General features: G+C 55.8%; 21 protein-coding genes, 2 tRNA genes and 4 pseudogenes. 6 read left to right on the forward strand and 21 right to left on the reverse strand.

The annotated features are described in order from the left end of the window. Positions 1–428: 428 nt before the first annotated feature. Positions 429–1,586 carry an ATP-binding protein gene (locus LOY56_RS01330; protein WP_258622554.1) on the reverse strand — a complete coding sequence of 386 codons (1,158 nt, stop codon included), beginning with the start codon at positions 1,584–1,586 and terminating at the stop codon, positions 429–431. Between the two features lie 242 nt (positions 1,587–1,828). On the opposite strand from LOY56_RS01330, the gene LOY56_RS01335 reads away from it, so the two are divergent. After that, positions 1,829–2,050, forward strand: coding sequence for a 4-oxalocrotonate tautomerase family protein (locus LOY56_RS01335; protein WP_258619032.1), 222 nt, complete (start codon positions 1,829–1,831; stop codon positions 2,048–2,050). A gap of 92 nt (positions 2,051–2,142) precedes the next feature. After that, a complete protein-coding gene (locus LOY56_RS01340; RefSeq protein WP_258619034.1) occupies positions 2,143–2,853 on the forward strand; it encodes an SDR family NAD(P)-dependent oxidoreductase in 711 nt (236 codons plus the stop codon). Positions 2,854–3,037: 184 nt separating this feature from the next. On the opposite strand, the gene LOY56_RS01345 is transcribed toward LOY56_RS01340, so the two are convergent. Continuing rightward, the gene (locus LOY56_RS01345) at positions 3,038–3,940 is read right to left on the reverse strand and encodes a GntR family transcriptional regulator (protein ID WP_258619036.1); all 903 of its coding nucleotides are present in this window, start codon (positions 3,938–3,940) and stop codon (positions 3,038–3,040) included. A gap of 197 nt (positions 3,941–4,137) precedes the next feature. Here LOY56_RS01345 and LOY56_RS01350 point away from each other — a divergent pair, with 197 nt between their 5' ends. After that, positions 4,138–4,887, forward strand: coding sequence for a hydroxypyruvate isomerase family protein (locus LOY56_RS01350; protein WP_258619039.1), 750 nt, complete (start codon positions 4,138–4,140; stop codon positions 4,885–4,887). A 192-nt stretch (positions 4,888–5,079) separates the two neighbouring features. Here LOY56_RS01350 and LOY56_RS01355 read toward each other — a convergent pair whose 3' ends face one another. Then, positions 5,080–5,979 carry a LysR substrate-binding domain-containing protein gene (locus LOY56_RS01355; protein WP_258619040.1) on the reverse strand — a complete coding sequence of 300 codons (900 nt, stop codon included), beginning with the start codon at positions 5,977–5,979 and terminating at the stop codon, positions 5,080–5,082. 157 nt (positions 5,980–6,136) lie between these two features. Here LOY56_RS01355 and LOY56_RS01360 point away from each other — a divergent pair, with 157 nt between their 5' ends. Both LOY56_RS01360 and LOY56_RS01365 read left to right on the forward strand, forming a co-directional pair. Then, a complete protein-coding gene (locus LOY56_RS01360) occupies positions 6,137–7,696 on the forward strand; it encodes an MFS transporter (RefSeq protein WP_258619043.1) in 1,560 nt (519 codons plus the stop codon). Between the two features lie 411 nt (positions 7,697–8,107). After that, positions 8,108–8,317 (forward strand): annotated as a pseudogene (locus LOY56_RS01365) (TM2 domain-containing protein); the annotation flags it as partial. A gap of 3 nt (positions 8,318–8,320) precedes the next feature. On the opposite strand, the gene LOY56_RS01370 reads toward LOY56_RS01365, so the two are convergent. From LOY56_RS01370 to LOY56_RS01430, 13 genes and pseudogenes are all read right to left on the reverse strand, one after another. Next, positions 8,321–9,174, reverse strand: a protein-coding gene (locus tag LOY56_RS01370; RefSeq protein ID WP_258619056.1) for an IS5 family transposase whose coding sequence is annotated in 2 segments (ribosomal slippage) — positions 8,321–8,830 and positions 8,833–9,174 — 852 coding nt in all. Because the reading frame shifts where the segments join, the coding sequence is not laid out codon by codon here. 650 nt (positions 9,175–9,824) lie between these two features. Then, positions 9,825–9,900 (reverse strand) — tRNA-Thr (locus LOY56_RS01375). 77 nt (positions 9,901–9,977) lie between these two features. Then, positions 9,978–10,390 (reverse strand): annotated as a pseudogene (locus LOY56_RS01380) (FkbM family methyltransferase); the annotation flags it as partial. A gap of 221 nt (positions 10,391–10,611) precedes the next feature. Continuing rightward, positions 10,612–11,841, reverse strand: a complete 1,230-nt coding sequence (locus tag LOY56_RS01385; protein WP_258619057.1) for an SAM-dependent methyltransferase — start codon at positions 11,839–11,841, stop codon at positions 10,612–10,614. Further along, positions 11,822–12,511 (reverse strand): ABC transporter permease, encoded by a 690-nt coding sequence (locus LOY56_RS01390; protein WP_123721658.1) that lies wholly within the window; start codon positions 12,509–12,511, stop codon positions 11,822–11,824. The genes LOY56_RS01385 and LOY56_RS01390 overlap by 20 nt, the downstream gene beginning before the upstream one ends. Next, positions 12,508–13,203 carry an ABC transporter permease gene (locus tag LOY56_RS01395; RefSeq protein ID WP_258619059.1) on the reverse strand — a complete coding sequence of 232 codons (696 nt, stop codon included), beginning with the start codon at positions 13,201–13,203 and terminating at the stop codon, positions 12,508–12,510. The genes LOY56_RS01390 and LOY56_RS01395 overlap by 4 nt, the downstream gene beginning before the upstream one ends. Positions 13,204–13,281: 78 nt before the next feature. Next, the gene (locus LOY56_RS01400) at positions 13,282–14,028 is read right to left on the reverse strand and encodes an ABC transporter substrate-binding protein (protein ID WP_258619060.1); all 747 of its coding nucleotides are present in this window, start codon (positions 14,026–14,028) and stop codon (positions 13,282–13,284) included. Positions 14,029–14,041: 13 nt separating this feature from the next. Next, complete coding sequence (locus tag LOY56_RS01405; RefSeq protein ID WP_007897462.1) at positions 14,042–14,815, reverse strand: ABC transporter ATP-binding protein; 774 nt, start codon at positions 14,813–14,815, stop codon at positions 14,042–14,044. Positions 14,816–15,199: 384 nt separating this feature from the next. Then, positions 15,200–15,340, reverse strand: a pseudogene (locus LOY56_RS01410) (AbrB/MazE/SpoVT family DNA-binding domain-containing protein); the annotation flags it as partial. 152 nt (positions 15,341–15,492) lie between these two features. Further along, positions 15,493–15,945, reverse strand: coding sequence for a hypothetical protein (locus LOY56_RS01415; RefSeq protein ID WP_258619061.1), 453 nt, complete (start codon positions 15,943–15,945; stop codon positions 15,493–15,495). Positions 15,946–15,951: 6 nt separating this feature from the next. Beyond that, the gene (locus LOY56_RS01420; RefSeq protein ID WP_095052725.1) at positions 15,952–16,368 is read right to left on the reverse strand and encodes a hypothetical protein; all 417 of its coding nucleotides are present in this window, start codon (positions 16,366–16,368) and stop codon (positions 15,952–15,954) included. 87 nt (positions 16,369–16,455) lie between these two features. Continuing rightward, a pseudogene (locus tag LOY56_RS01425) lies at positions 16,456–16,635 on the reverse strand (alpha/beta hydrolase); the annotation flags it as partial. Further along, positions 16,619–17,677 (reverse strand): YhcG family protein, encoded by a 1,059-nt coding sequence (locus tag LOY56_RS01430; protein ID WP_258619068.1) that lies wholly within the window; start codon positions 17,675–17,677, stop codon positions 16,619–16,621. The gene LOY56_RS01430 and the pseudogene LOY56_RS01425, both read right to left, overlap by 17 nt. A gap of 262 nt (positions 17,678–17,939) precedes the next feature. Between LOY56_RS01430 and LOY56_RS01435 the strand changes: the two genes are divergently transcribed. Further along, entirely contained in the window at positions 17,940–18,389 is a 450-nt protein-coding gene (locus LOY56_RS01435) for a carboxypeptidase regulatory-like domain-containing protein (protein WP_258619069.1), read from the forward strand. 738 nt (positions 18,390–19,127) lie between these two features. Here LOY56_RS01435 and LOY56_RS01440 read toward each other — a convergent pair. The 5 genes from LOY56_RS01440 to LOY56_RS01460 all read right to left on the reverse strand — a co-directional run bounded on the left by LOY56_RS01440 (position 19,128) and on the right by LOY56_RS01460 (position 23,446). Beyond that, positions 19,128–19,313, reverse strand: a complete 186-nt coding sequence (locus tag LOY56_RS01440; RefSeq protein ID WP_258619071.1) for a YhfL family protein — start codon at positions 19,311–19,313, stop codon at positions 19,128–19,130. 386 nt (positions 19,314–19,699) lie between these two features. Continuing rightward, positions 19,700–19,775 (reverse strand) — tRNA-Phe (locus LOY56_RS01445). A 103-nt stretch (positions 19,776–19,878) separates the two neighbouring features. After that, entirely contained in the window at positions 19,879–20,151 is a 273-nt protein-coding gene (locus LOY56_RS01450; protein ID WP_258619073.1) for an oxidative damage protection protein, read from the reverse strand. Then, positions 20,148–21,215, reverse strand: coding sequence for an A/G-specific adenine glycosylase (gene mutY, locus LOY56_RS01455; protein ID WP_258619074.1), 1,068 nt, complete (start codon positions 21,213–21,215; stop codon positions 20,148–20,150). The genes LOY56_RS01450 and mutY overlap by 4 nt, the downstream gene beginning before the upstream one ends. Next, positions 21,212–23,446 carry an AsmA family protein gene (locus tag LOY56_RS01460; protein ID WP_258619076.1) on the reverse strand — a complete coding sequence of 745 codons (2,235 nt, stop codon included), beginning with the start codon at positions 23,444–23,446 and terminating at the stop codon, positions 21,212–21,214. Before LOY56_RS01460 ends, mutY begins: the two co-directional genes overlap by 4 nt. Positions 23,447–23,508 lie beyond the last annotated feature (62 nt).

Raw genomic sequence — 23,508 nt, forward strand, 5'->3', positions numbered from 1 at the left:
AAATGATTTCGCGTCCGATGGTTGGAGACTTATTACAGGGGCGGGTTTTTGGGTGGAGGATAGATGATCTGGTCAAAAAGTGGCTGAACGGGGGCAGACGTAGTTGTTTTTTGGTTTTGATTGAACAATGAAATCTTTTTCCCAGGCAAAAAAAGCAGCCTGATGAGGCTGCTTTCATGAATGGGTGCTTGATATTATGCTCCCTCAAGCAGGGGAGGAGAGGTTTTGCCCCTACGCTGATTTTCAGGTCACCAACGGGGTTCCTAACGTCGACTATCGCCACCTGAAGGCAGTCGGTTTCGCGCTCTCGATTAAATTCTCTGCCCGTGTGAGGGGGGTGTCAATGGGTGTGTTGACCGTGTGTCGGCGTTTTTTGGTCTTCGAAAAAACCGCCGAAACGTGGACATGTCGCCGTTAGCGACACCTCTCTAACTAACGTCAATCAGCGCCCGTTCCTCCAACCAAATCTCCTGAACAAACTGATCCGTAATCGCATAAATCCCATGACCACGTCGCATGATGATGTTCTCGGCAACTAGCGCAATCACCACCGGTTGAATCTCTTCAACGCGCACCTCACGACCTACAGTCTTCGAATACTCAGCCGCAGCATCGGTAGAGAAAATACCTCGTGCATCGCCGTCCGCAGACGCAATTTTGTTGAAAATAGCCTGAGCCAGACTTCCCAGTTGTTCAACTTTTTCAAGCTCAATACCGGCCGCTGCCGAACGCAAAGTGCTGGCAATAACTGGCAAGAAAAGGTCTGGATCACCTTCTTGCTGCATCAACTGTCGCAATGCCTTGAGCATTTCCTCAGGTCGATTCCCCAAGGTGTTGAACGCTTCGATGGCGACCTCAAGAGACGGTAATTTTTCCTTCTTTACCGTCATGGCGAGGCGGTTGAGCAGGTACTCAACGTAATCCCCTTTCAGCACCGGATACGCCGCCGACGTTGCGCCGGAAAACGCCTGGTTCCGTTTTGCAGTCAGTTCACTGATTTGCGCCCGGTGCGATCCCGTTCCGATGAACAGAAAATAGCCCGGCGTATTCGGGCGTGGGTTGATCGCATCACGGACGGCTTTGAGTGCCAGGAGCAGCTGATTGCCGTCATCGGAGGAAATGGCGTGCTGCACTTCGTCGATGATCAGCACCAAATCTGTTTTTGCTTGATCGACGACTGCTGTCAGCGCCTGTGCCAGCGTAGGCCCACCTGCATTGCCAATGCTGTCGAGCTTGAAACCAAACTTGAATCCGGCTACTCCGACATCTGCACCACTAACGCGTTTGAGCATTTCGAGCAGGCTGGAGCCAGGCGTTTGGAGTTCTTCCAGATGTTGACGGATAGCGTCATGCACGAGTATTGCAGGATTGGCCAGCGTATCGCTCCATAAGTCGACGTAAATGACCAGAGCACCCGCTTCTTCCAAGGCAGGGATGAGGTCATTTCTCAGGAAAGTCGTTTTACCGGTTCTGCGCAGGCCGGAAAGAAACAGACCTGAGCGCAGACCCTCATCGAGAACACCCGGATTGAGAAGCTGATTTGCCATCTGTTCAGCCAGTTCAGGGCGCTGAAAAATGCTGCTCATGCAATTACCTCTTTTTATGGACACGCCATAATTATTGGCCAGCCATAATTTAGCATAAAGGCTGGAAACTGGCCTGAGGGTGCGCAGATGGACTTTAGCCAAGCACAACATCCTTTGAACTCATTACATCACGTCACTAATGATGTTCCCGCCCCCACCTTTATCCCCCCCAGACCAACCTCATACATTGATCTCCAACGCCTCCCCATTATTCCGATGAGAAGGTCACTGGAGATTCCCCCATGCCTTTCGTAAGCGTACGCATCACCCGCGATGGCGTTACCCCAGAGCAGAAAGCTCAGGTGATCGCCGAAATCACTGAAACCCTGGAACGCGTCCTCAACAAGCGCCCGGACCTGACTCACATCGTGATCGAAGAAGTCGACACCGATAACTGGGGTTATGCCGGCATCACCACCACCCAGTACCGAAAGCAACTGGCTGAGGAAGAGGGGCAGTCATGACTGCGTCCGTCACCCTCGATTTCATCTCCGATGTGGTGTGCCCCGCCGAAGCCTGATTGATCACTTTTTAAAATTTCCAGTTGAGGTTCATCATGAGCAATTCGAAAAAAGTCATCGTTATTACTGGCGCCTCCCAAGGTCTCGGCGCAGGCATGGTCAAGGCCTTCCGTGATCTCGATTACAAGATTGTCGCGACTTCACGCTCGATCCAGCCGTCCACCGATCCGGACATCCACACCGTGGCGGGCGACATCGGCGACCCGGCGATCGCCCAGCAAGTCATTCGTGAAGCCATCGCGCGTTTTGGTCGCATCGACACACTGGTCAACAACGCCGGTATCTTCGTTGCAAAGCCGTTCACCGCTTATACCCCTGAAGATTATGCGGCGGTGCTGTCGGTAAACCTGAATGGCTTCTTCTATATCACCCAACTCGCAATCACCGAGATGGAAAAACAGGGCAAAGGACACATCGTCAACATCACCACCAGCCTGGTGGACCATGCCATCGACGGTGTGCCGTCGGTACTGGCGTCGTTGACCAAGGGTGGTTTGAACGCTGCGACCAAGTCACTGGCCATTGAGTATGCCAAGCGTGGGATTCGGGTGAATGCGGTTTCCCCCGGCATCATCAAGACCCCGATGCACGGCGAGGAAACTCACGAAGCGCTGGGGAGTTTGCATCCGGTTGGGCGCATGGGGGAGATCAGCGATATTGCTCAGGCTGTGGTGTATCTGGACAGTGCCAACTTTGTCACCGGCGAAATCTTGCATGTTGATGGTGGGCAGAGTGCGGGTCACTGAGACCTTTCCAAATCCCGGAAAAAACAAAGCCCTCGCATTTCTGAGAGGGCTTTGTTTTGTGGGGGGGTGGTATCTGTTTTTGTATCTTGTATTAAGTAGAAACAATCGTGCTAAGCTGATTGCCGAATTATTGGAGAGCGCTCTGACGAAGCTTCGATCAGTAATAGGGTGTCAGTGGTGCGCTCTATATCCCTTCATCTTTTGGCATGACGCCTTGATGAGTCTTGAGTCGGCCCACTTCGTCCAGATGCCTCCAGAGAAATTGCGCGGCTTCTTCACGCCGATCAGACTCAATGAGATCGAGCAAATGGATGTGTTCCTGGCATTGCGCAATAAGACGAGTGCGATCGACGTTGGCTTTGTAGCCCATGAAACGCCTGAGTTGGTTTTGCTGGCGTATGGCATCGATGAAAAAGACATTTGCGGAGCACTGCACGATCAGTTCGTGAAACTGCGCGCCCACTTGGAACAATTGGGCACGGGACAAGGTGTGGATATCCCCATCGAGCATGGCCTGCTGTTGCTGCCTGGCTTTGGCAAACGCGGCGTGATTGATCTGATAACCGGGCTCAAGCAGGGCTGCCGGCTCGATGGCCATACGAAAGCGATAACTTTGTATGTATGTCTGAGCGTTATGCACGAAGTCTTTGAGCGCCCATCCTTGCCCCGGCTTGCGCTCCACCATGGCTTCGCTGGCCAGCCTGTTCAGCACCTTGAGCAATTGTCCACGGGGCACTTCGTAACGGCGCAACAGCTGCGCTTCGAAAAAATGGGCAGGTATTTCGCCGCCAAGAATGTCATCGACCACGCGAAGGTAAAAGTCTTCGAAAGGATCAGTGGCAAGAGGGAATCTTGCTTCCTCAATCTGCTCTGCGCCCTGTTTCAGAAAGTAGCCACGATTAGGCTCCTGAATGGCCAGGTCCCACTCGGCGAGCAAGGCAAACACTCGCCGGATAGGCGAGCGCGAAACACCCAGCGCCTGGGCGAACGTCTGCTCGCGCAACGGCTCACCGGCTTTCATCGACCGGGCGCGAACCATGTCGATGACGCGTGGGGCCAACTGCAAGGCGAGGTCTTTCTTGATCACAGGTTCTATCTCGAATGGTTAGCTTCAGTCCATTCCCGTTGGGGCAGATGCCCCACCGGAGTGGAGTTGGAAAATACCATACGAAGAGGCAGTGGATATCTGCACAGAGAGCGCCACTCCCGACAGTGCAGTGCTGGAGCTGCGAAGGATGCTCCAGGCTGATGATTTCGTTTCTTCCCAGGATGGATGTTTACCCCATGCTCAAGTTCAATGCTCATCTCGGCTTCCAATTCAATGAGTTACCTTTTCTGCAACGCATCGAAGCTGCCGCAGCAGCTGGTTTTCGGGCGGTGGAGTTCCCGTCGCCCTATGAATTCGACGCAAGTCTGCTGGCCGACCATCTGGCTCAATACAGTCTGCCGTTGATTCAGTTCGCCGCACCGGCTGGCGTTACCAAAGGCATTGCTGCCTTGCAGGGCAAGAAAGAAGAGTTTCGCAACGGGTTGCTCCAGGCTGCCCGCTATGCAAAGGCGCTGGCGTGTTCGGATGTCCACCTCATGTCTGGCGTTACGACGCAGGATGAGGCAGCGCTTATCTTCGAGGGCAACCTGGAATATGCAGTCAAGTACTTCGAAGACCAGGGTTTGCGGCCGCTTATCGAAGTGATCAGTTCAGAGGCTATGCCAAGCTATTACATGTCTGACTTCAACAAGGCACAACAGGTGCTGGAGACCTTCCCGAGTGTTGGGCTGATTCTCGATCTTTACCATGCCCAGCTTCTGACTGGAGACGCAGCAGATGTTCTGGCTCGGTTTTATGACAGAACCGTCCATGTACAAATTGCCGACTGCCCGGGTCGTCACGAACCGGGAACGGGGAGCATCGACTTTGCTGCCTTGTTCGCGGCGCTGGAGCAGCGTGGCTACTCAGGATGGATTGGTTGTGAATACCATCCTTCGGGTTCTACCGTTGCGAGCCTTGACTGGATTAAGTCGCTAAGTGCTTAGTGCTTGCGACGCGTGAATGGGATTCGGGTTTCACGTACGCCAGAAACAACAAAGCCCTCGTATTTCTACGAGGGCTTTGTTTTGTATGGTGCGGTACCGAGTCGAATGGATATTTAACTATTTGCCATTAATGATTTTTATGAAGGTGAATATTGTTGCGAGGTGAGCTGCCTCGGCGAGCAGATAAACGAGCTATCCATGCAGGTCGCTAGTGAATAGCTGACTGTGCATAAAATCTATGAAGGCCCGTAGTCTTAGAGAAAGATGTTTGCTCGATGGCCACAGAAGCCTGAACACCCCAGTGTGAACCGTATAGTCTGCTAACACCCTAACCAGTTCGCCGTTTTTGATGGACTTGGAAGTCATGAAGTCAGGTAGGCAAGCGATTCCCAAACCTGAACGAGCCACATCGACAATCACTTCAGTCGTGTTGCACACCATGGTCTGAGGGAGCTCGAAATCCGGCTCTCCGGTCTCAACGCGTAGCGGCCAAGGTTCAACCTTCCCTGTCGAAGGAAACTTGTGCAATAAACATGAGTGCGTAGCGAGATCTGCTGGCCGTTTAGGTACACCGTACTGTGCGAGATAGTCTGGAGACGCCACAATCTGGAGCTGAAAGCCTCCCAGCCTTTTAGAAATCAACCGAGAGTCACTAGGCTCGCCTGTCCGCAACACAGCATCAAAGCCCTCCTCAATAACGTCGACCATTCGATCAGAAAAATCTATGTCGAGTTCTATTTCGGGGTAAGTGCGCATGAATTGAATGATTGCTGGCATCACTAGACCGCTGACTAGAGGCAAGCTAATTCGCAATTTTCCCCTCGGTTGTTCACGGGCATTGCTTAGCTCCATTTCTGCGGCTTCAAGCTCCGAAAGTATCCGTCGGCACCGCTCAAGAAACAGTGACCCTTCTAACGTCAGGGCAATACTGCGGGTGTTGCGCTGGAATAGGCGTACACCGAGCTTCTCCTCCAGCCGACCAATACTTTTACCGACGCCAGAGGAGGAAATACCTAGTCGTTTCCCTGCTTCTGTAAAGCTTCGAGTCTCAGTCACCAATACGAATAGTGAAATGCTACCAAGCGATTCCAAGGGCTGCCCTCACTGCGGACACCAGTGTCCGATATGTTCGGATTATAGGCCTGTTTTTGTTTGCGAACGCATGCCCTAGCCTCTTGGTGGGCCGATCACCGCGGACAACCGTGCGCTGAGGACCAACACCTCTGCACATCAATCAGGGAACATTCAGATGAATTCAACACGCAGCGTTCAGGCGGCTCCCCAGTTATTGAAGTGGATACAGCTATTCGCAGCTTGCCTGACAGGCGTTCTCATCCCGCTTTGCTTCACTGGGCCGGCAGTTGTCCTCTCTTCCATCAGCGCTGCCATGGGCGGATCTGCTGTCGAGCTCAGCTGGGTCGTCAACGCATATATCCTGACTTATGGCAGCGCCATGATGGCGGCAGGGAGCCTGACGGATATCTATGGACGCAAGCGGGTATGGCTGATGGGTCTAGTAATCTTTGTGTTGTCTACCATTGCTATTCCCTTCTCTTCCACAGTTTTGCAGATCGATGTCCTACGGCTTGTACAGGGGTTGGGCGGAGCAGCTGCTTTCGCCGGCGCCATGTCGTCTCTAGCCCAGGTATTCCACGGTTCTGAACGCACCAAGGTTTTCAGTCTCCTTGGGACGACTTTTGGCATTGGATTAGCTTTCGGCCCATTGGCGGCGGGGCTACTGGTCGACTCCGCAGGCTGGAAATGGACGTTCCACGCTACGGCATTGATAGGCGTAGCGGGCTTCGTGCTTGTCTGCGTGAGCGCGACTGATTCTAAAGACCCGGCTAACAATGGTATGGACTGGCCCGGTGCTCTCAGCTTCACGGCCGCACTAACCCTGTTTACCTATGGCATTCTCCTCGCGCCTGAGGACGGTTGGGCCAGCCCAATCGTTTTGGGAAGTGTCGCCGGCGCGATCTTGCTGTTCATGATATTCGTGCTGATAGAGCGCCGAACCAGTAGTCCTATGCTCGACCTTTCGTTGTTCAAGCAATCCAAGTTTGTTGGTGTGCAGATTCTTGCAGCGAGCCCTGCATTTTTTTTTGTCGTCCTCGTCATCTTGCTCCCGGCGCGATTTATTGGAGTCGATGGGCTTAGTGCTTCGCAGACCGGACAAATGATGATTGCGCTGGCCGCACCGTTGTTGCTTGTGCCGTTTCTGGCTGCTCAGCTCGCGCGATACTACACATCAGGAATGCTCTCGGCGGTCGGGCTGATGCTGGTGGCTGTCGGGCTGTTTTGGCTAGGCGTCGTGCTAGATAGCGGAGTAAGTCATGCGGTAATGCCTATGGCGCTGATCGGCATCGGTATTGGCCTGCCTTGGGGTTTGATGGATGGCATGGCCGTTAGCGTGGTTGAAAAAGAACGCGCGGGAATGGCCACAGGGATTTTTAACGCAGTTCGCGTTTCCGCCGACGGTATAGCCATCGCCGTCGCCGGAGCGTTGCTGGCGACGTTCATTCAATGGGGGCTATTCGACGCCGCCACGAATTTTGCACCGCATCAGATTATGGAGGCATCCAGCCGGGCTGCGCTCGGCGATCTGAAGAACGCCGGCAACCAACTGCCAGGGCAGTCAGAGCTTTTGCGCCACGAGTACGCGAACGCGTTTCGTCATCTGCTTTTCATCTTGGGCGCTGGCAGCGTGCTCACGGCAGTTGCTGTGCTCGCAACGCTCGGTCGAGTTAGCGCGCATGATCATCAACCAGTAGAAGCAGTCCGTCCCGTGATCGTGGGTGACCGCGAGTGATCGGGCGGATGCGAACGAGCGGCGATTCCAATGAAGCTCACCCTGCGTGTTCCCGAGGGAAAAACGGGGACAGACACGATTAATTGACACGATTAATTTAGTGTTGGCCTATTCATTTAAGCCAGTAGTCGTGATCTGTCTCCGAATTAGCATCCATCACATCGCGATGATCATGCGAGCCGCCGGACGCTAATCGCACATTTGGAAGGAATACCACGGTGTGTGGCGCAGCCTTAAGGTTCTGGCTACCTGATTGCTGTCAACGACAGCGCTTTGCCCGATTTTTTCTGAAAACGGGCGCCGTTAGCGCACTCAATTTCGAATGTTTGATTGCAAGATGCCATCCATACGCTTCAATTGACCTTAGTGTCATACCGGCGCATGGACTCCCTGATGGGAAAGGAAATCTGAATGTCTTCCCTGCAAGCTGAGATGTTAATTGAGCAAAAGGTCGCCAATGCCCAAAAATCTACCGGCGTGGCTTATTTGCTGTGGTTTTTCTTGGGGGGCTTTGGTGGCCACCGGTTCTATCTCGGTAAGACTGGGACTGCGGTCGCACAATTGATTATCACGATCGTCGGTTTTTTTACTCTGATTCCCCTTGTTGTTACGGGTATCTGGTTGCTAGGCACTGTACGAAAAGTAATGTCGCAAACACCGCATAGCACAAGCTAACGAGACCATCGCAGCATAACTTTTCGCGAGCTTGTCGAAGCGTGTGATGATGCGGCGGTTTTCTTTCAGCCAGCCGAACATGCGCTCGATGATGTTGCGCTGCCGGTATTTTGGCCGATCAAACAAGCGAGGCAAACCGGGCTTGGGTTTGCGTTTCATGGATCGCAGAGGGATTACCGGCTGCATCCGGTAACGGTCACAGTAGCGACGCAGAGCCTCAGCATCGTAGCCTTTGTCGGCCAAAAGCCAGCGACATCGTTTGCGAGGACGACCGCGCAAACTGGGGATATAGGCTTCATCGAGCAGTGGCTGGGCATACGAGATATCACTGGCTTGTCCGCCCGAAAGTAGAAAACGCAGCGGTATGCCGTTGGCGTCGCAAAGCATATGAATCTTGGTCGTCAGGCCTCCGCGACTGCGGCCTAGCGCATGGTCTGAAGGTTCATCAGGCCCCCTTTTTTCCCGGCGCCTGATGAAGCTCGGGTTGCGCGTGCAGCTGTGGAATCGATCATCCATGTTTCCAGGTCGATCAATCCTTGCTCGTTCAGCTTAATGTGCAGCCGCCTGAGCATCAGGTCGAACGTTCCTTGGTTACGCCAATCCCGAAACCGTTGGTAGACCGTTGACCAGGGCCCGAAGCGCTCGGGCATGTCGCGCCATGCGGCGCCTGAGCAAAGCACCCAGAGCACGCCATTGAGCATCAAACGATCATCGGCTCTCGGCCGACCATTGCGCCGGGGTTGTTCAAAGAGGTCAGCAACCAGCTCCCAGGCTGCATCGGGAATTTCGTACCGTTTCACCATCGTGGCCTCCTGCCTTCGATGGGCGCGAACTTTACCGAATATCAGTGTTCAAGTGCGGTGACGGCGGTTTCAAAGGATTTCGTACAGAACCTAGTGGACCTCTTTTTGATTCCTGGCATTATTCGTGAGCATTCTGAAAAAATTCGACATGATGCCCGCCTTGAAGTAGCTCTAATCAAGGAAAACTAAAGTTCACCACCCAATCCGAATGAACCTCGGAGGCGCGGGTGGTGATACAGAGGCAATCCTTGCCCTACATACACAGCAAAGCCGCTCGAAGGCCGCTTCAATCCATCTGATCGCCCCAATAACGATCCGACTCCTGTCAGCGCCCGCCGGTGACTATCGATTTTGAGTACCGGCAACCTCAAATTCGGCCAACCTGGTCTGGCATGTCGAAGGCACTCATCTAGTCTTCTTCAGACAGAAAAAACCCGCACGATTTGAGCTTGCTGACTAAGTCAACCTAGGCTTGGCGGGTGTATTGGAGGAGCATTTTAGGTCGCAGGAGAAGGTCGTCAGAAATTGTAACGGGTAAATGTGCATGCAGATTTTGGCGCGGGGGAGTTAAGACGGTATCTACAGGGGCTGTTTTTTTGGATGCCACAAACAACAAAGCCCTCGCATTTCTACGAGGGCTTCGTTTTGTATGGTGCCGGCACCAGGAGTCGAACCCGGGACCTACTGATTACAAGTCAGTTGCTCTACCAACTGAGCTATACCGGCGTGTTGGGCGACGATTATAGCGATTGGGTTGGTTCTGTAAACCCCTGAATTCAGACTATTTTTACGCAGGCTTCTGGTCAGGCGCGAAGCAAGGTTTTCTTGAGTTTCTGAATGGCTTTCCAGGCCCGGCTGTTTTGCATTGCAGCAGCTGCGCTTCGGCGCGTTGCAGGGCGGCGGCGAGGTGGTTTTCGGCGTCGGTGATGGGGTGGCTGAAGTTGTGGCCGCGGCAGAATTGGAATTCGTCCAGGTTGCATGGCGGGATGTTGAAGGCGGGTTTGAGGGCCAAGTGCTCTTCAGCGAGGTAGTAGGTGTTGATGCCATCGAACAGGATGGACTGGTAGCCGGCGCCGGTGACGAGGGTTTCCCAGGTCTGGTCGCGTTCCCATGGGGTTTCGATGAGGATGATCCATGGCCGCCATTGGGTGAAGTCCATGCCGCGCAGGACGGTTTCTTCGTGACCGTCGATTTTCAGAAAGTGGATGGGGCGGCGGTTATGTCGTTTTGATGAAATGCTTATGCACAATGGATTAGGGGCGATGGTCTGTTCATTGCGATTTTGTAGACTCGTTCTCATTTGTCTGCAAATACCTGTTTTACGGGTTTTTTATGGGTATGAACAAAAAATGACCAGCAACGTTTCGGGCGTAAAACGGCATGGATATTGGATCCACGATAATTCCATCAACAGAGTTATCCACAGACGATGACTGTTTAAGGACGTTCTGCCAGCAGCAGAAAATTGCGCGGCGTAAGGGGGGGGTTACAGAAAGTGCCAAGGCGAATGGCATAACCCTGCTCAGATAGGAAAAGCGCCCGATCAAGTACCAGCCAAAGCTCCAGCGGCCGTCGGAAAAGGCCTCGCAGCAGCTCCAGATTGCGCACTTCGGCCAATCGCAGCCAACCGGCGTCTTCCAGTACGGCCCAGTTTGGCGTGCCGACTGTGGATAAGTCTTTGAGTGCAGCCAGATCGCGGCAGTAATCGGCGAAAGGTTTGTCCAGCCAGGCGCTGGGCAGGGAAGGGGTCGGCAGGTATTCGTCGACGCCGCGCAGTTGTCGTTGCAGCAGGTCGAACGCCAGGCGCCGGGCCATGGAGATGTCGCGCTGGCGTCGGACGCGAGCGCCGGCGGTGACGGTTTCGCTCATCGGCAGCGCAAGATCATCGAGGGAAAGATGTAGGTCGGAGCGCTCAGCTGCGTAGGAAAGCGGCTGATAGGTGTTCAGACTGATCCGGTTGTAGCAACAGGGTGCGATGGCCAATTGTTTGCAACCGGCGGCGCTGGCGAGCTGGATCAGCCGCACGTGCAGATCGCCACAGGCGTGCAGCGCGACCGGCGTGTGATCGGCGTTCAATAAAGCGGCTGCGCCAGGCGCGAGTACATCCTGCTCGACATGCAGCGCGTGCAATTGATGACGCTTGCTGAGTGCTTGGCCGCTGGCGACTAGCGTTGGGTCGTACTCCAGGCATGTCAGTTGTTGCCCGGTTTGCAACAGGCGTCGTCCCAAATGGCCCTTGCCCGAACACCAATCCAGCCAATGCGTTGATGCATGAACAAACTGTAAACAACTGGCGAACGCTTCGATCTGCTGCCATTTACGTCCCGGCACATCCACATTCAAGCGATGGCCTGCGGCTTCAAGCATGCGAGCTGGCAATTCACCCACCGCGCTCAGTTCAGCAGACATCGCCGCCAATGAAGCAAACGGCTCCGGCGCATCGAGCAAGCAAGGTTGGTTATGACTGTTTTCCGCATCTTCCAGCGACCGCCCGCGTAGCCATCGAGCCAATTCCGGATAGGACATTTCCCAAGGCAAGTGCAGATGGGTAAACGGTCGAGGCTTCCACAATGCTTGATGCTCGATCAGAAAAGCATCCAGCGCAGTGAAACGGGCGAGTAGGGCCTCGCCCGTCAGCACGCAGGAATCAGCGGCCTTGGCAGGCATCGACGCGCAACCAGCGCTCCAGCAGCTTGAAACCGCGAACCAGCACGTACGCCATCAGCAGATAGAACATGCCCGCGGCGAAGAAAATCTCCACCGGCAGGTAGGTGCGGGCAATGATGGTGCGGGCCATGCCGGTCAGTTCCAGCAAGGTCACGGTACTGGCCAGGGCGCTGGCCTTGAGCATCAGGATTACTTCGTTGCTGTAGGCCGGCAGGCCGATGCGCGCCGCGCGCGGCAGCATGATGTAGAACAGCGCTTTGGCCCGGGACATGCCCAGCGCCCGCGCCGCTTCAATCTCGCCCGGTGGAATCGCCTGGATCGCGCCGCGCAGGATCTCGGCGATGTAGGCCGCAGTGTGCAGGGTCATGGTCACGGTGGCGCACCAGAACGGACTGCGCAGGTACGGCCACATCGAGCTGTTACGCACCGCATCAAACTGCGCCAGGCCGTAGTAGACCAGGAACAGCTGAACCAGCAACGGTGTGCCACGGAAAAAGAAGATGTAGCCGTAGGGGAATGCCCGCACGTACCAGAGTCGCGACGAGCGGGCGATGCCCAGTGGAATCGCCAGCAACAACCCGGCGATCACGGCGATGGCCACCAGCTCCAGGGTCAGCGTTGCGCCTTGAGCCAGTTTCGGCAGCCATTTGATGATGACTTCCCAGTTCATTGGGCGCTCCTCGCGAAGCCGCGAGCGGCGCGTCGTTCCATAAAGTGCATGCCGGTCATGGCCAAGATGGTCAGGCCCAGGTACATGAACGCGGCCACCATATAGAAGGTGAACGGTTGCTTGGACACGGTCACGCCGATTTGTGCGTGACGCATGATTTCTTCCAGGCCGATGACGGAGACCAGCGCGGTGTCTTTCATCAGGATCATGAACAAGTTGCCCAGGCCCGGCAGGGCGATGCGCCACATCTGCGGCATGATCAGCCGGGTAAAGATGCGAAATTTCGACAGGCCCAAGGCCACGCCGGCCTCACGGTGACCTTTGGGGATCGCCAGAATCGCACCGCGAAACACTTCCGTGGCGTAGGCGCCGAAGCACAGCCCCAGCGCAATCACGCCGGCGGCGAAGGCATTGAGTTCGAGGTCGGGGTTGCCGAAGAACTCGCCCAGGGCGCGCATCAGGTTGACCGTGCCGAAGTAGATCAGCAGCACCCAGAGCAATTCCGGGATGCCGCGAACCAGCGTCGAATAAGTACCGCCAAGCCATTGCAGCGGCTTGTACGGGGAAGTCTTGGCCAAGGCGCCGAGCAGACCGAGCACCAGCCCCAGGCACAGGGCCGAGAGTGCCAGTTTCACAGTCATCAGCGCACCAGCGGCGAGCGCCGGGCCGAATCCGTAGAGGTCGATAATCATGGATTTCTTTTCAAATCGCGGCAGGCAATGCCAAAGACTGGCGCCGTCAGCGAGCGGCGCCGGTCAGGCAGGTCAGAATCAATAGATGCTGAACGGGAAGTACTTGTCGTTGATCTTTTTGTAAGTGCCATCAGCGACAATTTCTTTCAGCGCGATGTTCAGCTTCTCGCGGATCGGGTCGTTCTTGCGAACAGCGATACCGATCTTGTCGCTTTCTTCCACCGGATCGCCTTTGAATTCATAAGCACGGCCGGCGTCGCTTTTCAGCCACTCATAGTTGACGTACTTGTCGGCGAGGATGCCGTCCAGACGACCCGAAGTCAGGTCCAGATAGGCGTTTTCCTGGGTGTCGTAGAGTTTGACTTCGACGCCTTCCATGTTGTCTTCCAACCAGGTGCCGGCGAGGGTCGCGCGTTGGGCGCCGATCACTTTGCCTTGCAGCGAAGCCTTGTCGGTTTTGAAATCGACGTCTTTCTTGGCGATGAACTGCAGCTTGTTGGAGTAGTACGGTTCGGTGAAGTCCACCGCTTGCTTGCGCTCGTCGGTGATCGACATCGAGGAGATCAGGAAATCGAATTTCTTGGCGTTCAGGGCCGGAATGATGCCGTCCCAGTCGGAGGTGACCACGGTGCACTCGACTTTCATCTTGGCGCACAGGGCCTCGCCGATATCTTTGTCGAAGCCGACGACATTGCCACTGGCATCTTTGTTGTTGAACGGCGGGTAGGCCGCTTCGATGCCCATCTTCAAGGTCTCGGCGGCGGCACCGGCGCTGAAGGCCAGGGTGGCGGCAGCGGCCAGGAAGATTTTTTTGTAGTTCTGCATGTGGGTAGCTCCGTTAGCGGTTGCTGGACATGAATTGTTTGCAGCGCGCCGAAAGTGGGTTTTCGAACACTTGCTGCGGCGATCCTTGTTCTTCTACCAGGCCTTGGTGGAGGAACACCACTTCGCTGGAAACCTGACGGGCGAAGCCCATTTCATGGGTCACGAGCAGCATGGTGCGGCCTTCTTCGGCCAATGCGCGGATGACATTAAGTACTTCCTGGACCATTTCCGGGTCAAGGGCGGAAGTGGGCTCGTCGAACAGGATCACCTTGGGCTGCATTGCCAATGTGCGGGCGATGGCCGCGCGTTGCTGCTGGCCGCCGGAAAGTTGCGCCGGGTAGGCATGACGTTTGTCAGCGATGCCGACCTTGGCCAGCAAGGCTTCGGCGACTTCGATGGCCTCAGCCTTGCTTTGGCCGAGCACGCGGCGCGGGGCTTCGATGATGTTGTCGAGCACGCTCATGTGTGGCCAGAGATTAAAGTTTTGAAATACAAAACCGATCTCGCTGCGCAGGCGATTGATCTGCTTGCCATCGGCAGCGACCAGTTCGCCGTTCTTGGCAGCTTTGAGCTTGAGTTCTTCGCCGGCCACCAGGATCTGGCCCTGATGCGGGTTTTCCAACAGGTTGATGCAGCGCAGGAACGTGGACTTGCCGGAACCGGAGGAGCCCAGGATCGAGATCACGTCGCCGTCGCGGGCGGTCAGCGAGATGCCTTTGAGCACCTCAAGCTGTCCGTAGCGTTTGTGCAAGTTGCGGATTTCAAGCGCGGGCGTGGCCTCAGCCATGTGCGTTCCTCATAGTGTTTTGCGCTCCTGCTGTTGGCGGCCTTCCTGGCGAGGCGGCCAAGCTAGCATAGCGTTCGAATGGCAGCCAACAGCGCTACGGACGGTAAACGGGTGGCCTGTGGCAGGTTGTCGCATCGGCACAGCAGACTGTCGCCCCATCAACAAACGAACAGCCGTTTGAAGAGGCTTTGGCGCGGCTGTCGGGTAAAAAAAGGCGCGATGTTGCCAGTTTTGGCGGGGTGTTGGAAGCGCTAACCGGACAAACGTTCCTGATCTGCACTTTTATAGTTATGTGTGCTTTTTCACGGCCCTGACCGTCATGCTGTTCGACGACACCTCGCCAAAGTCTGCGCTCACCCCTTCACCGTCGAACCAGCTATCTCAGGCTTCTCCTGTCGAGGTGATGAGGCGAGCCCTGCCGATAGCGATAACATCGACTCGCTTCATATCGTTGGGTATTGAGACGGCTTTGGGTAGGCGGACGGCCTGGCTTCGATTGCTCATAAAAAGAGTGGTGTGTTCCAGGGTGGCCTCCTGCTGACGCGATAGAAATTCGGCGGGATATTTCAATGGGATATACGTGGCGACTGATGAAGGATTGTGATGGTCACAACAGTTCATTGCTACGAAAAACGGCCGTTGTCAGCGATGATAAGCGGCCGTTTTTTGGAATGGCTTTACTCAGCCTTTTCGACCGGCAGGTCCAGCGACTGACGATAACTGTCCAGCGCATCGCCAAAGTCGGTGATGAACTGCGGATCGGTCAGCCAGGCCTGGGCGGCGTCGCGGTCCATGCCGTCGGCCCACATGCGGTAGTCGATCAGCATATCGGCGGCCAGGTGTGTGGCGGCCATGGCTTCGTTGTCGGCGTTTTCCATGTCCAGCAGTTCTGGATGGTCGCTGATGATCCCGGCGAGGTTCGACAGCAGGGTCAGCAGCATGCCGTTGCGGCTGGTGGCTTCGGCGTCGCGCATTTTGCTGAACATCGTCAGGGTGTATTCCGGGATCGGCTCGCCGATTTCGCCCAGGTCATCGTCCAGCGCGGCGGGTTTTCGGCCGTGGATATTGATTTGCCGGGCTTTGATCTTGGCGCGTTTGGCGCGTTTCTGTTGCTTGTTCAGGGAGGCCATGGGAACTCAGTTCGGTTTCTGTTGGTTTTGGGCTGCAATGACTTCGGACGCTGCCACGTAGTCAGCCTGGAAGGCCGGGGATTCGATCCACGCCAGGGCGCTGGCTTCGTCGGCTTCGGTGGACCATTGGCGATACTCGATCAGTGCAGCGATGATGAAGTCTGTCGCGGTTTCTTCGCCTTCCTGCTCCAGCACCAGCGCGAGCAATGGGTGTTCCAGAAAAGCTGCGCACATCGCCTGTTGGCTGATCTTTGCCGCATCGATCATCTCTTTGAACAATTCGGTGAGGTCCACCGATTCGAAGTCGATGCGATCGTCATTCGGGTCCAGCTCGACCGGCGCGGCGGCCCGCTGGGTGCGGTTCTGCTTGGCCTTGGCTTTGGCGCGTGAGGCGCGTTTGTTCTGTTTGTTGGCGGAGGCCATGGTGTCGTTCCGTAATTCGTTGAGAGGGCGCATCCATCAACTGCGTGGCATTCGCCGACCCAGGTGTGTCGAGGCATCGGTCTGCAGTCAGGACAATGCAATGGGCCATAGTGTGGCTTGGTATGCGCTGCGAAAAAAGGCGAAATGTCCGACTTCTTCTTCGCCGATGTTTTCAGGAGCGATTCGCAGGCGGGTATCTGTGCTGCCAGGGAAGTAGTCGAGCAGGCTTTTATGAATAATCCACCCGTACTTATCGGAGTCTCTGCTTGAGCAACCGCTCCTCAAGCACCGCCCATTCCCGATCCAGTTCTGTGCGAAGTTCCTCCTCGCTCGGCAACACCAGTCTGTAGGTACTGGCGAACAGTTGTTCGTTGCCTTGCAGCACTGAATAGCGCACCACCGATTCATCTTTTTGCGCGCAGAGAATGAGGCCGACGGTGGGGCTATCCTCCGGTCCGCGCTTGAGGTCGTCGTACATGCGCACGTACATGTCCATCTGGCCGACATCCTCGTGGGTCAGTACGCCGCGCTTGAGGTCGAAGATGACGAAGCACTTGAGCAGGTAGTTGTAGAACACCAGGTCGATGTAGAAGTCTTTGCTCTCGGTACTGATGCGTTGCTGGCGAGCGATGAAGGCGAAGCCTTTGCCCAGTTCGAGCAGGAAGCCCTGGAGTTGATTGATCAATGCTTGTTCAAATTCGCTTTCCTGGATCAAGCCCGCATTGGGCAGGCCGAGAAATTCCAGTAGCACGGGGTCGCGGATGAAATCCCGAGGGCTGGCGTTCATTTGCTGGATATTGGTGGCGGCTTCCTGTTTGACGGCAGCCCGGTCGCGGCTCGCCAGCAGGCGTTCGTAATAGAGGGTATTGATCTGGCGCTCGAGGGCTCGACTTGACCAGTTCTGCATAGCTGACTCGTTCATGTACCAGTGGCGAGCATTGTCGTTGTCGACTCGTAGCAGTCTGCGGTAGTGGGTCCAGCTCAATTCGTGACGCAGTGCGTCACGAATTGGGAACGCTTGATAGAACAGGCGCATGTAGCGAAGGTTGGAAGCGTCGAAACCTTTCCCAAACTGCTCCGTCAGTACTTTCGCCAGCGTCGATAGCAACTGCTTGCCATACACCGCCCGCCGAGCGCCTTCCTGCTCGAACTCCACAATATGCCGTCCGATCTGCCAGCAGGTTTGCACCTGAACGGTATCGACCGCTCGCAGCACCTTCTGACGCGCGTCACGGATCAATTCGCCAAGATTGCCGAGCAGTGAAGTGATCTGTGAATCTTGAGTGTTACCGGGTTTGAGAAGGCTCATGACATTTTCCGCGGCTGAAGGAAACAGGCACAAGAGGATGGCAAGAGAGTGATAGTCCGCGATGCCGGGCGTTGCTGGTAAATCGGAAGGAAAGATGAATTTGCTTTGCAGGACCGGGCCCACGGTGGCCCGTGCATGAGGAGCGCATCATGTAGTCCGATTCGCAGTGAGCCCAAGTGCTAATCGATCTAAAACTTGAACATTCGGTAACAAATCTAAAAAGAGTAACGATTGGGTTCTGAGCAACCCGGGAGTCGCCATCATGAAGAACGTCCATTCATTCATGCTGCCCATCGCCGCCGTCGGCGTACTGATGTTTCCAGTCGTGCTTAACGCCGCCAGTCTTGAACCGATCGACAGCACAGGCGTGCAAGTCCAGCAGCAACAGCAAAACGGGATTACTTACCTGTCCGGGGGGATCGGAGAGGATGAGGCTCGAGCTATTCAACAAGCGCAGGGCTACAACCTGCACATGACTTTCTCCATCGGGGCGGAGGGCAAATATGTTCCGGATGTAAATCTGGTCATTCAGAAAGACCCGGGGCAACCCGTGCTGACGCTGAGTGAGGCCGGCCCGCTGGTTTACGTACAGCTGCCACCTGGCAAGTACACCGTCGTCGCGACGCGCAATGGTGAGGAGCGGCGTGATACGACGGATGTAGGAAGTGGTGCCGCTCGCAATCTTGTCTTCCACTGGAATACTGAAAACTAGCCCAAGAGAGACGCTTGCACGATGCCTGATCAAATCGCGGGCATAAAAAAACCCTGAATCTTGCGATTCAGGGTTTTCGGTATTTGGTGCCCAGAGACGGAATCGAACCGCCGACACGGGGATTTTCAAAACCTGTGAACCTTCTTCCGCATTCGAGAAACGGCTGGTTATCCTTGCCCTATCTCAAATTCCTTACTGTAACCCCCGGCCAGAAGCGGGCCAGATGGCTTCAAAAGCGTCCGGACGTACCGGAGGAGCACCGGAGCGTTGGAAGTGGATTGCGGTTGGTTTTCCACGCACTGCGCGTACCGCGTGATATTTATGCATTTTATTATTTAGGAACTTCAAAAGCACCTACATCAGCCAATGTAACTCTTACAGTAGAATGAGCATTGTTTGACCGGAGAAGCTGGGCAACACAGTGCATTGAAATGCCGTGATAGAGAGTCATTAGCGGAGCTCAAACGCTGACAAAAACTTGAGACAACCGCAGTCAATTGCTGCTGGAGACCTGCGATTCAAGCTATTTGTCGGTTTTTGGTCGGACAGCGAGTATGCATTCGCCCGAGACGCTGCAGATGTGGAAAGGCTGCTGAATCGCGACGCGGCACGAAGGGATATTGACGCGGGTGGTGAAGGATTGATGCGTATTTGTCTATCGATGTTCTTATTAATAATAGTGTGGACCCTTTCCTAATGGCATAGGAAAGGGCATTACTGAACTAAGTAACTATGCGATTACTGTTGTGGGGACAGTTTGTCAATAGGGCCGCATCCGCCAATGATTTTCGAGATGGAAACCGATGGAGTAAAAAGATAGTCGTAAGAACAGTTTTTTTGCTGGTTGTAGACTTGGCCCGTGCAGCCAGTCAGAACAGCCGTCCCACAAATTGCTACAACAGCCAAGATCGCCTTGAACTTCATTATACTAAATCCTTAAATTTATAATCCGCACCTAATGGTGGCCAGCAATGATGGCTTAAAGTAAAGCACTGGTCTATAGGAAAAATCCTAAAGTTCATTTTATGTGGATTAAAATGTACTGGATAGATCGCGAATCTGATGAAGTGATGGGCAACGTCGGTTACATCGAGAGGGTGTAATCACCGTTTTCCGTCTGGCAAATTTCGCCCATCATGAAGTAGTGTTGCCGCTGACCGAAAACTGACCCAGGTCAGTTTTCAATCAGCGCCAACAGCTATCAATCACACTGCCGAAGTGACTTGGTCCAGAAATGGTCCAGCGACCATAAAATCGCAGGCAATAAAAAACCCCAAGGACACATTGTTCCTTGGGGTTTCTCGGTATTTTGGTGCCCAGAGACGGAATCGAACCGCCGACACGGGGATTTTCAATCCCCTGCTCTACCGACTGAGCTATCTGGGCAACGGGGCGCATTAAACTGGTTTTTCAGGGGGTCGTCAAGCAAGTTTTCAAAAAAATTTTAATTTATTCCGTCGCTTACGATCCGGACCCCGATTTTGCAGGGTTACTCCGATGGCGGAACGTAGCCTTCGGCCTTGGCGTATTCCTCGCCGGAAAAGAACTTGTCCATCTCGCCTTGAAGATATTTGCGATCCTCGGCGTTCATCATGTTCAGGCGTTTTTCGTTGATCAGCAGGGTCTGGTGTTTCTGCCAGTCGGCCCAGGCCTTTTGCGATACGTGGTCAAAAATGTCCTGACCTTTTGCGCCCGGAAACGGAGCGCGCTCCAGGGCGGGCAATTCTTCTTTGTACTTGCGGCACATGATGGTGCGGGTCATGACGACTCTCCTGCGTTCAATACGGCGGCCGCGCGTTCGAGCAAGGTTTTGACCGGGGCGGCAAGGCCCAGGCGCGGCGGGGTGGCGAGGTTATACCAGAGCCAGTCGGCCTCGGCCACGTGATGGCCGGCCTCCTGGACCTGAACCAGCCAAGGTTCGATGGATAACTGAAAGTGGCTGAAGGTGTGCACCAGGCTTGGTAGTGCCTGTTGGTTGCCCAATTCCAGTGAATGCTGCGAAGCCAGATGTTGCAGGTCGTCGAGGTCGTCGAGTTCCGGCAGGCTCCAGAGACCGCCCCACAGGCCCGTGGAAGGGCGACGGTAAAGCAGAATCGCCCCTTCGCCATTGGCGAGCATCGGCATCAGCGTGCGCTTCTGTGGCACGGCTTTGCGCGGCTTGGGGATTGGGTAGCGGGTTTCCAGGCCAAGCCTGTGCGCCTCGCAGCCCTTTTCCAGCGGACAAAGCAGGCAGCTCGGTTTGCTGCGGGTGCAGAGCGTGGCGCCCAGGTCCATCATCGCCTGGGTGTAGGCGTTGACACGGGTCTGCGGCGTAAAGCGCTCAGCGTTGGCCCACAGCTGTTTGGCAACCTTGGGCTCGCCCGGATAACCCTCTTGCGCGGTAAAGCGCGCAAGCACCCGTTTGACGTTGCCGTCGAGGATCGGCGCACGCAGGCCCATGCTGATGCTGGCGATTGCGCCAGCAGTGGAAAGTCCGATACCCGGCAGGTCAGTGAGCTTTTCCACATCACGGGGAAACTCGCCGCCATATTCGGCGACGACAATTTTCGCGGTCTTTTGCAGATTACGCGCACGGGTGTAGTAACCGAGGCCGGTCCACAGGTGCAGCACTTCGTCTTCCGGCGCGGCGGCCAGGGCTTCGACCGTTGGCAGCGAAGCCATGAAACGGTCGAAGTAATTCAGCACGGTGCTGACCTGGGTCTGCTGCAACATGATTTCCGAGACCCACACCCGGTAAGGGGTGATGCCCTGTTGCCAAGGCAAATCGTGGCGGCCGTGGCGGTCGTACCAATCCAGCACCGCCGTTGAAAATTGCTCGGTTCTCATCGTTTGAACAGCCCCTTGAGCGCGTTTTTCAGTTCCGGGCTGACTTTATCGCCAAGCTTCTCGTCGATTTTTTCGCTGATCCGCTCGCCGGCCAGTTTGCTCGCGACTTGTCCCATGCGTTCGTTGTCGATGCGGCAAGCCTTGGCGCCCAGTTCCAGCGGGCCGCGGCAGCGCAGTGGCCACTCGATGCCGACGAAGCGCTCGCTGACCTGGCAGGCCGGGTCCGGCATGTCGCTCTTGTCGCCTTCGACGATCACGCCGACGCGGTAATCCATGCCCAGCACCCGCAGGTCGATGTCGCCGTTACCGTTGACGGTCATGCCCGGAATGCGCACTTTCAGGTCGGGGTTGCTGGCCACGCCGTTGCGCAAGGTCAGGTTGCCCTTGAGCTCTTCGAAGGGTGTGTCCTTGCCCCGTGGCTCGCCGGTGAGGGTTTTGCGGTTCAGGGTGGCAATGCCTTTGCACAGTTGCTGCTCCAGGTTGGCATTGAGCAGCACGCCGTTGTTGATGACGAAACTGGCGTTGCCGTTGAGGTTATCGATCAGCACGTTCTGGCTATTGCCGCTGCTGGTCAGCGCGCTGTTGAGCGTAACCAGGCCTTGGACTGGTGGGGTTTTCCCTTGGCTTTCGAGGATTTTTTCCACGGGCACTTTGCTGATGCGCGTCTGCATGTTCAGCGCCGGCACTTGCTGGCGCACGTCCAGGGTACCTTTGGCTTCGAAGTTGCCGTCGTACAGGTCGCCGCGCAGGTTTTCCAGCGTCAGAAGGCCACCTTGGCCGGTAGCCTTGAGTGCAGCATTCTGAATCGGCAGTTTGTCGAGGGTCAGTTGGCCAAAGGTCAGGTCGGCGTTCACGTCGAGTTTGCTCAGACGCTCCACCGGCAACAGGCGCTCGGTGCTCCATGAGCCTTTGGTCGGTGAAGGTGGCAGTGGTGAACTGCCCGCGCCAGCCATGGCCTCGGTCTCGGTGCTGGCCACTTCGGCCTGACGCACCTGCTTCGCGCTGTCGGCTTCGGCGGATTTTGGCGGCAAGTAGCGATCAACGTTGAAGGTGTCAGCCTTGAGGTTCAGTCGCAGCGATTGCCTGGCGAAGTCTTCGACAGCGATGCGGCCGCTGAACGTGCTGTCGTCGAGTTTCAGGTTGAGGTTGTCGAGGGACAAGCTGGTCGGCGTGCCGGCAACCTGGCTCACCAGTTCGACTTTGCTCAGGCTACCTTCGGCCATCGCCGGGAGTTTTTGGCCGATGCTGTCGACGAATTTCGCCAGGTCGAATTGAGCAATCGACAGGCCACCGCTGATCTTCGGGGTCTTGTCGAGGTCGTTGGCCTTCAGTTCACCCAAGGCGCGCAGCTGGTTGGCGGAGATCTTGATGCCGGTCCATTCGGCGACGTTGGCGGCCTTGTCCAGCAGCAGCTGGCCTTGAGCGGCGAAGGTCATGGTCTTGCCTTGCAGCGGATCGCCAGCGACTTCACCGGAGAGTTTCATGTCTTCGAATTTGTAGCGCTGCAGCGCACGCTCGAAACGCAACTCGCCAGCCAGCTCAGTCCGCACCCGCAGAACCGGTTGGTTGGTGCCGAGAAACGCGGTGAGTTTGACCGGGATGTTGGTCGAGTCGTGCACGGGCCCCGTGCTCAGCTGGATGCTTTCGGCGCTGAACTGCTTGCCGGTTTTCTCGTCGCTGTACTCAACGCGGGCGTTGTTGACGGTCAGGCTGTCGATGTCCAGGCGGATCGGCTGGGCCGGTTTTTCTGCCTGAGCAGTCGTCGTTGGTGCAGGTTCGCCGGTGGCGGCGGGCGGCGTGGCCGAGGTACTCGGGGTGGCAGGCGCCGGGACCTTGCCGATGTCTTCCCAGTTGCCGTGGCCGTCCTTGTCGCGGTTCAGGCGCAGGTTCAGGCCTTCGACGCGCACATCGCTCATCTGCACTTCGCGGCGCAGCAGCGGAATCACGCGGACCGACAGGCCGAGCATCTGCAAGTCTGCGAACGGCTCGGTAGGCTTGGCCAGGGTTGCAACACTGGCTTCGTGCAATTCCAGGCCCAGCCAGGGAAACAGGCTCCAGCCGATATCACCATTGAGCGTCAGCTCGATGTGGGCCTTGTCGCGGGCAATCTGGCGAATCTCGTCTTTATAGTCGTTGGGATCGAAGAGGTGGGTCAGGGCAAAGCCCAGCGCCACAATGATCAGCAACAGCCCGAGAAGTACCAGACCCAGGATTTTGCCGAACGCTTTCATAGGCGAGTCCTTGTAATTAGTCTCGAAATTTAGCGGGGAGTATAGCGCTGCGAAGTGGACGA

The sequence above is a fragment of the Pseudomonas sp. B21-048 genome, from assembly GCF_024748615.1.
GTDB lineage: Bacteria > Pseudomonadota > Gammaproteobacteria > Pseudomonadales > Pseudomonadaceae > Aquipseudomonas.

What these genes read in the sequence shown, in the direction of transcription:
- LOY56_RS01330 (WP_258622554.1), bottom strand. Translation starts at nt 1,586, where the DNA reads ATGAGCAGCATTTTTCAGCGCCCTGAACTGGCTGAACAGATGGCAAAT.
- LOY56_RS01335 (WP_258619032.1), top strand. Translation starts at nt 1,829, where the DNA reads ATGCCTTTCGTAAGCGTACGCATCACCCGCGATGGCGTTACCCCAGAG.
- LOY56_RS01340 (WP_258619034.1), top strand. Translation starts at nt 2,143, where the DNA reads ATGAGCAATTCGAAAAAAGTCATCGTTATTACTGGCGCCTCCCAAGGT.
- LOY56_RS01350 (WP_258619039.1), top strand. Translation starts at nt 4,138, where the DNA reads ATGCTCAAGTTCAATGCTCATCTCGGCTTCCAATTCAATGAGTTACCT.
- LOY56_RS01360 (WP_258619043.1), top strand. Translation starts at nt 6,137, where the DNA reads ATGAATTCAACACGCAGCGTTCAGGCGGCTCCCCAGTTATTGAAGTGG.
- LOY56_RS01385 (WP_258619057.1), bottom strand. Translation starts at nt 11,841, where the DNA reads ATGCCTGCCAAGGCCGCTGATTCCTGCGTGCTGACGGGCGAGGCCCTA.
- LOY56_RS01390 (WP_123721658.1), bottom strand. Translation starts at nt 12,511, where the DNA reads ATGAACTGGGAAGTCATCATCAAATGGCTGCCGAAACTGGCTCAAGGC.
- LOY56_RS01395 (WP_258619059.1), bottom strand. Translation starts at nt 13,203, where the DNA reads ATGATTATCGACCTCTACGGATTCGGCCCGGCGCTCGCCGCTGGTGCG.
- LOY56_RS01400 (WP_258619060.1), bottom strand. Translation starts at nt 14,028, where the DNA reads ATGCAGAACTACAAAAAAATCTTCCTGGCCGCTGCCGCCACCCTGGCC.
- LOY56_RS01405 (WP_007897462.1), bottom strand. Translation starts at nt 14,815, where the DNA reads ATGGCTGAGGCCACGCCCGCGCTTGAAATCCGCAACTTGCACAAACGC.
- LOY56_RS01415 (WP_258619061.1), bottom strand. Translation starts at nt 15,945, where the DNA reads ATGGCCTCCCTGAACAAGCAACAGAAACGCGCCAAACGCGCCAAGATC.
- LOY56_RS01420 (WP_095052725.1), bottom strand. Translation starts at nt 16,368, where the DNA reads ATGGCCTCCGCCAACAAACAGAACAAACGCGCCTCACGCGCCAAAGCC.
- LOY56_RS01430 (WP_258619068.1), bottom strand. Translation starts at nt 17,677, where the DNA reads ATGAGCCTTCTCAAACCCGGTAACACTCAAGATTCACAGATCACTTCA.
- LOY56_RS01435 (WP_258619069.1), top strand. Translation starts at nt 17,940, where the DNA reads ATGAAGAACGTCCATTCATTCATGCTGCCCATCGCCGCCGTCGGCGTA.
- LOY56_RS01440 (WP_258619071.1), bottom strand. Translation starts at nt 19,313, where the DNA reads ATGAAGTTCAAGGCGATCTTGGCTGTTGTAGCAATTTGTGGGACGGCT.
- LOY56_RS01450 (WP_258619073.1), bottom strand. Translation starts at nt 20,151, where the DNA reads ATGACCCGCACCATCATGTGCCGCAAGTACAAAGAAGAATTGCCCGCC.
- mutY (WP_258619074.1), bottom strand. Translation starts at nt 21,215, where the DNA reads ATGAGAACCGAGCAATTTTCAACGGCGGTGCTGGATTGGTACGACCGC.
- LOY56_RS01460 (WP_258619076.1), bottom strand. Translation starts at nt 23,446, where the DNA reads ATGAAAGCGTTCGGCAAAATCCTGGGTCTGGTACTTCTCGGGCTGTTG.